The organism is Yoonia sp., assembly GCF_017854415.1.
Lineage (GTDB): Bacteria > Pseudomonadota > Alphaproteobacteria > Rhodobacterales > Rhodobacteraceae > Yoonia.
This window is the reverse complement of sequence record NZ_JAFMHR010000009.1, coordinates 26,759-39,195: the sequence shown is the minus strand read 5'-3', so window position 1 is coordinate 39,195 and position 12,437 is coordinate 26,759. Positions and strand designations below refer to the sequence as shown.

At 56.0% G+C, this 12,437-nt stretch carries 15 protein-coding genes; 7 read left to right on the top strand and 8 right to left on the bottom strand.

The genetic code is table 11. The annotated features are described in order from the left end of the window. Positions 1-980: tyrosine-type recombinase/integrase (locus tag QZ197_RS02345; protein WP_296429635.1), on the bottom strand; the 980-nt coding region annotated here is incomplete at its 3' end. Positions 981-1,091: 111 nt separating this feature from the next. Here QZ197_RS02345 and dusA point away from each other — a divergent pair. Genes dusA through QZ197_RS02330 form a run of 3 tightly spaced genes read left to right on the top strand, consistent with a single transcriptional unit; the run spans position 1,092 to position 3,659 of the window. Then, positions 1,092-2,096, top strand: coding sequence for a tRNA dihydrouridine(20/20a) synthase DusA (gene dusA, locus QZ197_RS02340; RefSeq protein ID WP_296429634.1), 1,005 nt, complete (start codon positions 1,092-1,094; stop codon positions 2,094-2,096). Positions 2,097-2,106: 10 nt separating this feature from the next. Beyond that, entirely contained in the window at positions 2,107-2,925 is an 819-nt protein-coding gene (locus tag QZ197_RS02335; protein WP_296429633.1) for a sulfite exporter TauE/SafE family protein, read from the top strand. After that, the gene (locus QZ197_RS02330) at positions 2,919-3,659 is read left to right on the top strand and encodes a hypothetical protein (RefSeq protein WP_296429631.1); all 741 of its coding nucleotides are present in this window, start codon (positions 2,919-2,921) and stop codon (positions 3,657-3,659) included. Before QZ197_RS02335 ends, QZ197_RS02330 begins: the two co-directional genes overlap by 7 nt. On the opposite strand, the gene QZ197_RS02325 is transcribed toward QZ197_RS02330, so the two are convergent. Next, complete coding sequence (locus tag QZ197_RS02325) at positions 3,656-4,327, bottom strand: HTH domain-containing protein (protein ID WP_296429630.1); 672 nt, start codon at positions 4,325-4,327, stop codon at positions 3,656-3,658. The two genes, QZ197_RS02330 and QZ197_RS02325, sit on opposite strands and share 4 nt — an antisense overlap. A gap of 207 nt (positions 4,328-4,534) precedes the next feature. Between QZ197_RS02325 and QZ197_RS02320 the strand changes: the two genes are divergently transcribed. The 4 genes from QZ197_RS02320 to QZ197_RS02305 are packed head-to-tail and all read left to right on the top strand — an operon-like array spanning position 4,535 to position 7,053. Beyond that, complete coding sequence (locus tag QZ197_RS02320; RefSeq protein ID WP_008234431.1) at positions 4,535-4,747, top strand: twin-arginine translocase TatA/TatE family subunit; 213 nt, start codon at positions 4,535-4,537, stop codon at positions 4,745-4,747. A gap of 37 nt (positions 4,748-4,784) precedes the next feature. After that, the gene (gene tatB, locus QZ197_RS02315) at positions 4,785-5,237 is read left to right on the top strand and encodes a Sec-independent protein translocase protein TatB (protein ID WP_296429629.1); all 453 of its coding nucleotides are present in this window, start codon (positions 4,785-4,787) and stop codon (positions 5,235-5,237) included. Then, positions 5,234-6,214 (top strand): twin-arginine translocase subunit TatC, encoded by a 981-nt coding sequence (locus QZ197_RS02310; RefSeq protein WP_296429628.1) that lies wholly within the window; start codon positions 5,234-5,236, stop codon positions 6,212-6,214. The genes tatB and QZ197_RS02310 overlap by 4 nt, the downstream gene beginning before the upstream one ends. Further along, positions 6,211-7,053, top strand: a complete 843-nt coding sequence (locus QZ197_RS02305) for an ATP-binding protein (protein ID WP_296429627.1) — start codon at positions 6,211-6,213, stop codon at positions 7,051-7,053. The genes QZ197_RS02310 and QZ197_RS02305 overlap by 4 nt, the downstream gene beginning before the upstream one ends. A 33-nt stretch (positions 7,054-7,086) precedes the next feature. On the opposite strand, the gene QZ197_RS02300 is transcribed toward QZ197_RS02305, so the two are convergent. The 6 genes from QZ197_RS02300 to purF form a co-directional block, all read right to left on the bottom strand. Beyond that, positions 7,087-8,250: a M23 family metallopeptidase gene (locus tag QZ197_RS02300; RefSeq protein ID WP_296429626.1), complete on the bottom strand. Its 1,164-nt coding sequence runs from the start codon at positions 8,248-8,250 to the stop codon at positions 7,087-7,089. 98 nt (positions 8,251-8,348) lie between these two features. Beyond that, the gene (locus QZ197_RS02295) at positions 8,349-8,990 is read right to left on the bottom strand and encodes a protein-L-isoaspartate(D-aspartate) O-methyltransferase (protein ID WP_296429625.1); all 642 of its coding nucleotides are present in this window, start codon (positions 8,988-8,990) and stop codon (positions 8,349-8,351) included. Further along, positions 8,987-9,775: a 5'/3'-nucleotidase SurE gene (gene surE, locus QZ197_RS02290; RefSeq protein ID WP_296429624.1), complete on the bottom strand. Its 789-nt coding sequence runs from the start codon at positions 9,773-9,775 to the stop codon at positions 8,987-8,989. The genes QZ197_RS02295 and surE overlap by 4 nt, the downstream gene beginning before the upstream one ends. A 119-nt stretch (positions 9,776-9,894) precedes the next feature. Next, entirely contained in the window at positions 9,895-10,536 is a 642-nt protein-coding gene (locus tag QZ197_RS02285; RefSeq protein WP_296429623.1) for an SDR family NAD(P)-dependent oxidoreductase, read from the bottom strand. 39 nt (positions 10,537-10,575) lie between these two features. Further along, positions 10,576-10,854 (bottom strand): hypothetical protein, encoded by a 279-nt coding sequence (locus QZ197_RS02280; protein WP_363157876.1) that lies wholly within the window; start codon positions 10,852-10,854, stop codon positions 10,576-10,578. Positions 10,855-10,967: 113 nt separating this feature from the next. Next, positions 10,968-12,425, bottom strand: coding sequence for an amidophosphoribosyltransferase (purF, locus tag QZ197_RS02275; RefSeq protein ID WP_296429622.1), 1,458 nt, complete (start codon positions 12,423-12,425; stop codon positions 10,968-10,970). Positions 12,426-12,437 lie beyond the last annotated feature (12 nt).

Sequence of the window (12,437 nt, the reverse complement as noted above, 5' to 3'; positions counted from 1 at the left end):
TCCTTCATTGCAAACATTGCTCGAAAGAGACCGGAACTAAACCGTGACAAGACCAGATCGTGAAAGTGCAGTCCCTCTATTTCCAGAAGCTTGCAGGCGCGCGTGAACGCTGCGCTGATGGCATCCGTTGAGTAAGGGAATATCTCGTCTTCTATCAATGGCATCGCTTCGATGATCGCCAGAGCCTGTTCCTGCAGATCACACCAGACGTCGTTGCCAATTTTTTCGCCGGGGTTCTTCATGTCCCGGACCAATATGCGTTTGCCTTCCACGTCGACATCTTTCCAGCGAATGCGGACGATCTCTTCCTGCCGTCGAGTGGAAAAGATGGCAAAGGCGATGATCCGGTGCATGGGGATTGACGTGGGGCGACGTCGCGAGCGGTCGAGGAAGTGTTGCATCAGTTGGTCTAGCTCATCGAGCGTGGGACGCCGATCTCGTTCGCGGCTCTTGCCAGTGATACCCAGTTTGTCCGCCACTTTCCGGGCGTCCTCCATAGCCTGCGCGTTTAGTGGAAAGCCCCATGCGGGTCTGGCGATGGAGAACACCGCGCCGAGATGCGAGAGGTAGTTGGCGACTGTTTGAGGCTGAACGCCACTATTGAGCTTTTCTTGCGCAAATTCGACGATGTCAGCGCTGGTTATCGCGTCACAGTGTTTGTCCGCGATATCAAACGTCTTGATGCTCTTCAGAACTTGGGTCTTGGTCCGACCGATCTGTTTGTTGCTTTCTTGGACATACCTGTCGATGGCATCGGCCAAGGTCGGTGTCTTCTTGCTTTTCGGTTGAGTTTTGAGCGCATCAAGGGCACCGGGTCGTGCAAGACTTTCTTCGCGGTTTTCGATCCACGCCGCAGCGGTTGATCTGCGCTCGAATGTCTGACTTTCGCGAAGTAAGACTTTACCTTGTCGCATCACTGAGATTTGTGCGAGCCAAGCTATGGTGCCATTCTTGCGACGACGCTTAATGATGGTGCCCATGATTTACAACATGGCCTTTCATTTTACAACACGTGTTGTAAATGTAGCAGATAATGGGCCTAAATGGCAAGATATCGAACATAGACGAACTTGAGAACTCGGAGCTAAGTGTTGGAAAAGGCGGTAAAATCGCAGATTGGCGTAAGTAGCAGATTATCCGTGGCTCCGATGATGGATTGGACCGACCGGCATTGCCGCTATTTTCATCGTCTGATGTCGCAGCACACCTTGCTTTATACAGAAATGGTGACGGCACCCGCTATTATCCATGGCGATCGCGATCGGTTGCTTGGGTTTCATGCTGCCGAACAGCCGGTGGCACTACAGCTTGGTGGGTCTGACCCTGCGCAGCTTGCGTTGGCTGCGCGGATCGGTGCGGACTATGGCTATGCCGAAATCAATTTGAACTGCGGTTGCCCGTCGGACCGGGTGCAGTCGGGCAGTTTTGGCGCGGTGTTGATGGAGACCCCAAAGTTGGTCGCCGAATGTGTCGCGGCGATGATTAACGCTGTTGATATTCCGGTCACGGTGAAGTGCCGGATCGGCGTTGATGATCAAGATCCATCGGTCATTTTGCCGGACTTTCTGGCGCAGGTTTCCGCGGCAGGTGTTGACCGGTTTTCGGTTCATGCGCGCAAGGCGTGGTTACAAGGATTAAGCCCCAAAGAAAACCGTGATATTCCACCATTGGATTATGATTTAGTGATGGAAATGAAAGGTTTGTTCCCACATCTTCATCTATCGGTGAATGGCGGAATAGAGAGCCTTGATGCGGCAGAAAGCTTTCTTGAGCGCGGTCTGGACGGGGTGATGATTGGACGCGCGGCTTACCATACGCCAGCACTCGTTTTGCTGGATGCGGACCGTCGGATTTTCGGGGCTGGTACATCGCGCAGTGCCGAAGAAGTTGTGCATCTTATGTTGCCATATATCGCAGATCACCTTGCACAGGGCGGTCGCTTGGGGCAGATCACACGCCATATGATGGGCCTTTTCCAAGGACGCCCCGGTGCGCGTGGCTGGCGCAGACACCTGTCAGAGAATGTTCACGCAGATGGGGCAGGGCCTGACGTTGTAATGGCAGCTATGGACCACGTAACGCGGCTTGCCGCATAAGGAATGACACATGGATGACGTGATGCTGCTTGCGACAATGGCGGGTATTTTGCTGGTTTTGGGTGCTTTTGCGGGGGTGCTGGCTGGATTGCTAGGCGTCGGCGGGGGCATCATTCTGGTGCCTGCGTTTTTCTATGTTTTCAGCGCCTTGGGATATGACAGCCCGCAATTGATGCAGATTTGTCTGGGGACCTCGCTTGCGACGATCATTGTGACATCTCTCCGGTCGGTTCTCGCGCACAATAAAAAGGGCGCAGTCGATTGGGAAATTCTCAAGACCTGGGTTGTCGGCATCGCGATTGGTGCGGCTTTAGGAGTTGCGGTCGCATCCACCCTGCGCTCGGACGTATTGCAGGCGATTTTTGGCGGATTAGCGATTTGTGTCGGCCTCTATATGGCATTAGGCAGTGCTGAGTGGCGATTGGGTCCTCAAATGCCCGGCGGCGTTCTTCGTGCTGTGCTGTCTCCGGTCCTTGGCTTTCTATCCGTATTGATGGGGATTGGTGGCGGATCGTTTGGCGTGCCAACGATGACATTGTTTGGCATGCCAATTCACCGCGCGGTTGCGACCGCTGCTGGTTTTGGCGTGATTATCGCTGTGCCTTCGGTGATTGGCTTTTTGCTTGTGGATATTGATGTGGCGCCACCCTTTACGGTCGGCGCGGTGAATTTTCTTGCTTTCGGCTTGATCGTGTCGATGACGATGATCACCGCCCCATGGGGGGCGGCGCTAGCGCACCGCATGAACGCTGGACCGCTTAAGAGACTGTTTGGCGTGTTTCTGATTCTTGTTGCCGTGAACATGATCCGCAAAGCGCTGGGATGGTAGCGAGAGCCCTCGCACGCGATGGTTATGTGGTTTTTGCCCATGACCCAAGCGTGGCAGACTGGGCGAGGGCGGCTTGGGGCGTTGGCTGTGAGATCTTGGGTGGTGATGGAGAACGTCGTCACGGCGGCACTTGGTTCGTCGGCGTTGATGCCTTGCCCAATGCGCGAGACGGCAGCATTGCAGGCGTCCCGTTGGCAGGTGAATGGTTGCAGCATGTGAGTGTTCCGCCAACGTGGCACGCGGCACAGCTCTCTGTTGTTTTTAGAGGGTATCCCCGGCAGGACCCCGCTGAAAGCGATGCTGCGCATAGGTTTCGGCGGAACCGCGATGCGGCCCATGTGGATGGGTTGCTTCCAGAAGGGCCGCAAAAGAGGCGTCATTTGCGCGAACCGCATGGGTTTATTGTGGGCCTGCCTTTGAACGATGTGGCCGTCAGTCCGTTGGTGGTCTGGAAAGGCAGTCACCTGATGATGCGCGCCGCATTTCAGCGGGCTTATGAGGGACTTGATCCCTCGGATTGGGGTGATCTGGATGTTACAGAGGTCTATCAGACGGTCCGCCGCGACGTTTTTGAAACCTGTGAACGTGTGCCGCTGATAGCCAAGCCTGGTCAGGCGATTTTGATCGATCGGCATCTGTTACACGGCGTGGCACCTTGGGACCCCGCAATTGCGGGCGACATGCGCATGGTCGCGTATTTTCGGCCTCAAATAGCGGTTCAAGATTGGCTTTAGTTGTCCGGCGTTTGGCGCAAACGGTGAAAGTCGCGTAGTGATTTACCGGTCTCATCAACGAACAAACTGGGCAGAATGCGCAAGCTACTGATCTGGTCGACGCGTATTTCGTCAAACCCTTGCGTCGTTTCGCACCAAACCACACAAGTCCAAAGACGGCCCCAATAATCCAGTTGAAGCGGGCGCACGGTGCGTTTGGCCGCGTTGAGTACCATTTCAAGTTTTTGGCGGGTTCGCACCGCTTGACGCAGGCTGGGCAAATGCTGAAACCCGCGGGCTGCATCCGCAAAAGGATAGATCGCAAAGCCGTAGCCTTGGGGCGCGCGACTGCGATCTTCGGGCATCACCGCATCCAGCTTGGCAGTTAGGGCGGTTGCGGCGGCTGAAAGTTCTTTGTCTTCGCTGTGAGCGACAGCGCTAAGCCCGATATGGAGTGCTTCCATTTCGGTCATAGTCAGGTTGAGAGGGGGCAGGGTGATTGCTGCGGTAACGCGGTAGCCAATGCCGCGTTCACCCTCGATCGGCACACCTGATGCGGCAAGCGTTTCCATATCGCGGTAGATCGTGCGCAACGACACGTCTGTTGCGTGCGCCAGATCAATGGCACGGTGAAGTGTGCCATCGCGCAAGATTTGAACAAGCTGCATCAATCTGTCGGCACGGCGCATCGGATTTCCTTTCGATTCGGGATAGTTTTGCCAATTTTTTGGCAACTGACAAGTTATTGTCACAAATGCTGGACAACCCTTGTGAAAAAGGGGGTTGGCGGGGCTGAAAATGCGATTTCACGCTTTCCTTGCGCCGCAAGCGGCCCTATCTGTCATTGCAGATGAATTAACCCACGCCGGGCGCATGACCCGTCAAAGGAGAAAAAGATGCTTAACAATATTGGTCTTCCCGGTCTTCTACTGATCGCTGTCGTCGTTCTGGTTCTGTTTGGACGCGGCAAAATTTCGAGCCTGATGGGCGAAGTCGGCAAAGGTATCACGGCCTTCAAAAAGGGTGTTGATGACGGCAAGCAAGAAATCGAAGACAGCATGGCAGACGCAAAAGACGTCACACCCGAAGAAGAAAAAGACAAAGTCTGATTTTGGCGTTTTTCCGATCTTATAAGGGCGGCATCTGATGTTTGGTCTTGGCGCAAGCGAAATGGTGGTGATCGGCATTGTGGCCTTGATTGTCATTGGTCCCAAGGATTTGCCGGGATTGTTCCGCACGATGGGGCAGTACACTGGCAAAGCCCGGATGATGGCGCGTGAATTTTCGCGCGCAATGGATCAGGCAGCCGACCAAGCGGGCGTCAAGGACATTTCCAAGACATTAAAGGCCGCGTCGAACCCACAGAAATTCGGCACAGATAAGCTGAAAGAAGCGACGGGCATGACAAAAGGCCCCGCGACGACGGAATTGTCCCAAGAACGTCAGGCGGCAAAGGACAAGATGAGCAAAGCGATGGGTGATGCCGCCGTTGCACGCAAAGCAAGCGAGGCGGAGGATGCAGCAAAGGCCGCAACAGAACCTGCGCCCGCACCTAAGACGCCTGCACCCAAGACGCCCAAGCCAGAGGCTGACGCATGAGCACCCAGGACGACATGGAAAACAGCTCTGCCCCCCTGCTAGAGCACCTGACAGAGCTACGTTCGCGATTGATTTATTCGGTCTCGGCCTTTCTCGTCGGCATGATCATTTGCTTTTCGTTCGGTGGGATGCTTCTTGATTTTCTGCTGATGCCGATCGAGCGGACAATGCGCAGTTTGGGCAATCCCAACCCTGTGATGCAGTACACGGCACCGCAAGAATATTTCTTCACGTTGATCCGGATTTCGATGGTGGGTGGTCTGACGATTTCCTTCCCGGTCATCGCCTATCAACTTTGGCGCTTTGTCGCCCCCGGCCTTTACCGCAATGAAAAAAATGCGTTTTTACCGTTTATCATTGCGTCACCCGTCCTGTTTTTGGTTGGTGCGTCCTTTGCCCACTATATCGTTGTCCCATTGGCGATGGCGTTTTTCCTAGGCTTTGCAGACCTGCCGTCCTTTGTGTCAGCCCTGATGGTCGAAGGCATCGCATTGCCGCCTGGTACTGAATTGTTGCCAAGTGCGGCAGGCGGGCTGGCTTTGCCTGTGGCTGCCACCGCCGATACCGGCGTTGACATTGTCTTTAACGGCAAGGTTAACGAGACGCTCGATATTACGCTCAAGATGATCGTGGCATTCGGGGTTTGTTTCCAACTACCTGTTTTGCTGACTTTGATGGGGTCGGCTGGATTGGCGAGCTCGCGTGGCCTGCGCGGCACACGTAAATACGCAATGGTTGGCATCTTGATCGTCGCGGCCTTGGTTACGCCGCCTGATGTCACAACGCAGTTGATCCTGTTTGTGGTGGTTTACGGGCTTTACGAGATTTCGATCCATTTGGTCGCCGCCGTCGAGCGGAAAAAAGACCGCGTGGCCCGTGCTGAAGGTATCATCGGCGAAGACGAGAGCCTTTTTGACATCGACGAAGATGATCTGGGCGAAGAAGTGGCACCAACTGACGCGGATCCGAAGCCTTGAGCAAGAAGACCCTTAAACGGATTGCTGAGGCGCTAGAACGCCTTAGCCCCGCGGCGGGCAAGGCCCCGGATTTTTCCCAAGCCTCTGCCTTTGTTTGGCATGCTGATCCGGACCGCTTGGAACCTGTCGCACATGTTAACCGCATCGGGGTTGATCTGTTGGTTGGTGTGGACAGGTCTCGTGATACATTGATGGCGAACACACTGCAGTTTGCGGCTGGATTGCCTGCGAACAATGCTCTGCTTTGGGGCGCGCGCGGTATGGGAAAATCCAGCCTTGTTAAGGCGATACATGGCGCAGCTTATGTGGCGCATCCCAACCTTAAGATGGTTGAAGTACAGCGCGAAGACCTGCCCAGTATTGGCCGTTGTCTAAACATGCTGCGCGGAGCGGATGCGCGGTTTATCATGTTTTGTGATGACCTTTCGTTTGGGCATGACGACGCGCATTACAAATCACTCAAGGCGGTTCTGGATGGCGGGATCGAAGGGCGGCCCGAAAATGTCGTACTTTATGCCACGTCAAACCGCCGCCATTTGATGCCTCGCGATATGATTGAAAACGAACGCTCGACCGCGATTTCACCGTCCGAGGCGGTCGAGGAAAAGGTATCGCTGTCGGATCGGTTCGGGCTTTGGCTGGGGTTTCATCCGTGTAGCCAAGACGAATACCTAGAGATGATCCGCGGCTATTGCGATGCACACGGAGTGGACATCGACGACGCCACCTTGCGTGCAGAGGCGATTGAATGGCAGGCCACCCGCGGCAGTCGGTCTGGCCGCGTGGCGTGGCAGTATTTTACAGATCTGGCGGGTCGTCGTGGGGTGCGTTTGGCGTAAGGTGGATCATGATCCACCTTACCTGATCAAACATCACGGCAGATAATCGGCCGGATCAAGACTTTGCAGACCGCGCCGCACTTCAAAATGCAAAAAGCTTGGGCTGCCCGCACGCACTTTGCCGATCGTCTGTCCGCGTGAAACACTGTCGTTCTTTTCGACCGTGAGGCCTCCCATTTGGGTGTAGACCGTTAACAGCCCGTCGCTGTGCTTTAGCACAACAATCGCGCCGCCGCTTGTGTCGGTGGTAACGGCAGCAACCGACCCGCTATCAGCCGCTGAGACATTCGTTCCAGCAGAAGCACCAATATCTATGCCTTCGTTGGACCCTGGCGCATAGCTGCGAATGATCGCGCCCTGCAGTGGCATCGAAAAACGGGCATTTGCAGTTGCTGGCTGTGTTGGTGTGCCGATATCTGGCGCGGTCGGTGCCGCAGCCGCAGGCAGCGGCACAGAAGGGGTCTCATCGGGTAGCGGTGTTGATGCACTTGGTGGAAGCGGTGTCGCTGTGCCGGCACCCGGTGCGGTCACGATCGTTGCTGCAGTTGGTGCAGGCGCGGCACCACCACGCGGCACCAGCAAGAACTGGCCTTCGCGGATTGTGAATTCGGAATTTAGTCCGTTCCATTCGGCGATATTCGTCACAGGCACATTATACAGCCGTGAGATTGAAAAGACCGTTTCGCCGCGCAAAACCTGGTGGCGGATCGGCTCAGAGCCTTGCAGCACAGGTGTAGCAGCTGCGGGGGATGGCGTCGCAGCAGGCGCAAGAGGTGCGGAGACGACTGCCCCGCTCGCATCTGCGCGGTCCAATGCGCTGGTTGCAATGGCAGAGACATCAAGTGGCTGAATTGGTCCCGTTGCAATGGCACCCGTTGCTGGTGACGGCTCTGCGACGCGCGACGGCAGTGCGATGATTTCATCGCGGCGCAAGATCGCATCCGCCTCAACGCCGTTGTAGGCTGCCAGTTCATCGGGATTCAGCCCAAGGCGGATTGCAATGCCGCGGATTGTGTCATCTTGGCGCGCAACGACAACCTGATAATTTGGATAGGAAATGACCCCACGGTCATCGGGGCGCGGACGACCGGGCAATTGCTGCACAGCAGAGGTGGTATCAAACCCATTCCCTATATCGCGCAAGTCGATATCAAAGTCTTCGCATGCTGCAAGAGTGGCCATTGCCACGCCCGCCATCAATACGCGTCGTACCTGGATATGCCTGTTTGCCATCCTACCGCTCCTTTTGCCAAGTCGCCCCTTATGTTCGGGGTCGTACCATATTTTGTGGCACTTTACTCTTGTCCTAGCCCTTCTAGCAAGGGGACAAAGCGAACGGCGCGTAATTCGTCATATTCAAAGCCCGTCTCGGAGCGTTTTACGCGGATCAGGCTTTGTACTGCGTCTGATTGTCCAACGGGCAGAACCATGATTCCGCCGACACGCAATTGCGCCAACAGTGGGCCTGGCGGGTCCTCGGCGGCGGCTGTCAACAGGATGCGGTCAAAGGGCGCTTGCTCTGCAAATCCGTGGCTGCCGTCTGCGGTGAATGTTGTGATGTTGGTGATATCGTTGGCCTCGAACACCGCGCGGGCGGTTTGGACCAACCTGCGGTAGCGATCAACAGTGTACACGCGGCGTGCCAGTTTGCTCAGGATTGCGGCCTGATAACCAGAGCCTGTTCCGATTTCGAGAACCTTGTCGCGTGGACTAATCTGCAAGGCTTGTGTCATCAGCCCTACAATGGATGGCTGGCTGATCGTTTGCCCGCATGCGATGGGCAAAGGCATGTCCTCGTAGGCGCGGTCAGCGAATGTGCCTTTGACATAGTCCGCACGGTCGACCTGTTCCATCGCTGTCAGCACGCGCGCGTCTGTGACGCCTTTGCTTCGGAGCGCATAGAGAAACTGCATCTTAGTGGCTGCGTCAAACGTCACGAAAGCGCATCCTTGAGGGTGTTAACCATCTTATAGTCCGTCAGATCCGCCCGCATTGGGGTGATCGAGATGTAGCCATCCAAGTTCGCTGCCGCATCCGTGCCGGGGGCTGTCGGTTCGTGTTGCGGCCCACCACGCACCCAAAGGAACTTGCGCCCCGTAGGTGATGTCTGTGCTTCTGCGCGAAAGCGGGTATTCAGCCGGAAACCTTGGGTGGTAGCGGCCATTCCTTTGACTGCCGACGCTGGAACAGGCGGAAAATTCACGTTGTAAAAGGGTTTGTAATCCGCGTCGTCGTCCCAAAGAGCTTCGTTCAGGAGCGCACGCACGGTTGCAGCACCGTGGACGGCTGCGGCCTCGAACGGGTTTTCGAGGTCTTTGTTATCGTCGCCATAGAATTGTGACATGGCGATGGACCGGACACCTTGCAATGCGCCTTCGATACATGCGCCGATTGTGCCGGAATAAAGCGTGTTTTCAGCGGCGTTGTTACCCCGGTTCACGCCTGACAGGATCAGGTCGGGGGTATTGTCTTTCATCACATCATAGAGGCCCGCAATTACACAATCCGCGGGCGAGCCTTCGGCGGCAAAGCGGCGATCATCCAGTTGCGCGATCATTGTGGGGTGCGTGTAGCTGATGCAGTGACCGACGCCCGATTGTTCGAATGCGGGGGCGACTGTCCAGACTTCGCCGTTCGATCCCGCAATCTCATGTGCGATGTCGTTTAGAACCTTTAGGCCCGGCGCATTGATGCCGTCGTCGTTGGTGATCAAAATACGCATTGGCGGCCCCTTATTGTCTTGGGACAGTCCTATGCCGTGCGGTGCTGCGCGGCAAGTCCACGGGCGCGTGTGGCTGCATGTTGGGCTCTTGCGTAGACCATCTGCAACGGTTTAGGGCGTCAGGACAGAATAAGGGGCAGCAAACGTGCGGCTTCGACGTTCGGTTCGGTCAATGCGCTGCGATCTTCGCCGGGATAGAACCTTGCGCGCGTCGCGGTCGGCATCGCAGCAGGTGTGAGGATTTTGACCGTCGGGCCGGTTTTCGCGCTTTCAGCCTGCCAACTGCGGGCGAGTGCGATTTGCGCCGCCTTCGTAGCACCGTATGCACCAAAGAACTGTGAACCGCCGCGTGGATCATCAAAGAACACGGCCTGTCCGGTTTGACCCAATAACAGGCTGACGTAGGAAATCAGGCGCGATGTTGCTTCGATATTGATTGATATGGACTTGGCTAGGTCCTTGGGGCCGATATGACCTGCGGGGGCCAAAGGGGCCGCGTGAACTGCCGTGTGCAGCCATAGGTCCAGACTGCCCCAGCGGTCAAAGATGCCACGGCAAAGCTGCTGCATTGCTTCGTCAACGCTAATATCCATCGGCGCAAGCGTGGCTTGGCCGCCTTGCGCTTGGATCGCATCATCAAGTTCTTCCAATGCCCCAACGGTCTTGCCGACCGCAATCACGTGATGGGTGGGCGCCATTGCTTTGGCCAATGCAGCGCCAAGGCCGCGCGATGCACCGGTGATCAATACTGTTTTTGTCATGGGCTGGGTGATGTTCCGAACTGCCGCCAAGGTCAAGTCTTAGCCGAGAGGCAATTGCAATGATTGGGTGCGACCCGCGCCATCGGTCAGCAGAATTTGTGCTTCGCCAATCGCTGTGACGGTGACGCCAAAGGCGACGTCTCCTGGGACGACCCGCACGATTTCTCCATCAGAGGACCGCAAGATCGCGACGGCACCGTTGTGGCCTTCGATTACGCCGATGACAGCAAGCGCTGTCAGGTCCAAGGCCTCGGGCAGGGTTGCTTTTTGCCCTGCTAAAATTGGATCAGGTTCTGACATTGTCTGCGCCGCTTTCATGTTTCGGGCGCTTCTGTCAGAGATTTCTGGCAAGCGAAAGTGGCTGCGACGGATCAAACATCTTTTGCGACATCACATCATCGTTAACCAAAGCAGTTTGCGCGCTGAAGTGTCTACTCCGCAGCGGTATTTGACTGAAAACCTTGTTCGATCATATCGGACGGTGCGATAGGATATTCACCCGAGAAACAAGCGTCGCAATAAGCAGGTTTGCTCGCGTCGCGACCGTTTGCTTGACCAACTGCGCGGTAAAGCCCGTCGATCGAAATGAACTTGAGGCTATCCACACCAAGATGTTCGCGCATTTCTTCTGCAGTCATCGTGGCCGCCAGCAGCTTGTCACGCTGGGGCGTGTCGACGCCGTAAAAACAAGGCCATGCCGTGGGCGGTGACGCAATGCGGAAGTGCACCTCTGCAGCACCCGCATCAAGGATCATTTCTTTGATCTTGCGGCTGGTCGTGCCGCGCACAACGCTGTCATCAACCAAGATCACACGTTTGCCTTTGATCAGCGCACGGTTGACGTTCAGCTTCAAACGCACACCCATGTTGCGGATGCTTTCTGTCGGTTCAATGAACGTGCGGCCCATATACTGGTTGCGGATGATCCCCATCGCATACGGAATGCCTGATTGCAGCGAGTAACCGATTGCCGCAGGCGTGCCGCTGTCCGGGACAGGGCAAACGAGGTCCGCATCAACCGGGGCTTCTTTCGCCAACTCACGGCCGATGTTTTCGCGGGTTTCATAGACCGAACGACCACCAAGGATGCTGTCAGGGCGGCTGAAATACACATGCTCAAAGATGCAAAAACGCGATGCGGCGGGACGGAAAGGAAAATGGCTGGCTACGCCTTTTTCGGTCACAACAACCATTTCGCCCGGCTCAATCTCGCGGATGAACTCGGCACCGATGATGTCCAGCGCGCAGGTTTCAGACGCCAACGCCCAGCCATCGCCGATTTTGCCCAAGACCAGTGGACGCACGCCCAATGGATCACGGCAGCCGATCAGTTTCGTGCGGGTCATCGCCACGATAGAAAATGCGCCTTCGACTTTGCGAAGTGCTTCTTCCATGCGGTCCGGAATTGTGCGGCCCATGGAACGCGCCATCAGGTGGATGATGCATTCACTGTCGGACGAGCTTTGGAAGATCGAACCGCGTTCGATCAATTCGCGGCGCAAGGAAAGTGCGTTGGTAATGTTACCGTTGTGGGCAATCGCCGCACCACCCATAGAAAATTCACCAAAGAAAGGCTGCACATCGCGCATCGCCGTCTGGCCCTTAGAGCCAGCGGTAGAATAACGTACATGCCCGATACCGATGGTGCCAGGCAAAAGCTGCATGATGTTGGGGCTGGTAAAGTTATCACGAACCAGACCCATACGCCGTTGCTGGTTAAAGCCAGTTTCTGGGTCATGCGTGACGATCCCGCCAGCCTCTTGCCCGCGGTGTTGCAGGGCGTGCAGGCCAAGCGCTACGAAGTTGGATGCATCGGTGACACCGACGACGCCAAAGACGCCACATTCCTCGCGCAACTTGTCATCATCGAAAGGGTGGGCAGGCGGCATCTGATTGGACAA

Coding starts and splice junctions, on each gene's coding strand:
- QZ197_RS02325 (WP_296429630.1), bottom strand. CDS start 4,327: ATGCGCCGTGCCGACAGATTGATGCAGCTTGTTCAAATCTTGCGCGAT.
- QZ197_RS02320 (WP_008234431.1), top strand. CDS start 4,535: ATGCTTAACAATATTGGTCTTCCCGGTCTTCTACTGATCGCTGTCGTC.
- surE (WP_296429624.1), bottom strand. CDS start 9,775: ATGCGTATTTTGATCACCAACGACGACGGCATCAATGCGCCGGGCCTA.
- QZ197_RS02285 (WP_296429623.1), bottom strand. CDS start 10,536: ATGACAAAAACAGTATTGATCACCGGTGCATCGCGCGGCCTTGGCGCT.
- QZ197_RS02330 (WP_296429631.1), top strand. CDS start 2,919: ATGGTAGCGAGAGCCCTCGCACGCGATGGTTATGTGGTTTTTGCCCAT.
- tatB (WP_296429629.1), top strand. CDS start 4,785: ATGTTTGGTCTTGGCGCAAGCGAAATGGTGGTGATCGGCATTGTGGCC.
- QZ197_RS02280 (WP_363157876.1), bottom strand. CDS start 10,854: ATGAAAGCGGCGCAGACAATGTCAGAACCTGATCCAATTTTAGCAGGG.
- QZ197_RS02310 (WP_296429628.1), top strand. CDS start 5,234: ATGAGCACCCAGGACGACATGGAAAACAGCTCTGCCCCCCTGCTAGAG.
- QZ197_RS02335 (WP_296429633.1), top strand. CDS start 2,107: ATGGATGACGTGATGCTGCTTGCGACAATGGCGGGTATTTTGCTGGTT.
- purF (WP_296429622.1), bottom strand. CDS start 12,425: ATGCCGCCTGCCCACCCTTTCGATGATGACAAGTTGCGCGAGGAATGT.
- QZ197_RS02300 (WP_296429626.1), bottom strand. CDS start 8,250: ATGGCGGGCGTGGCAATGGCCACTCTTGCAGCATGCGAAGACTTTGAT.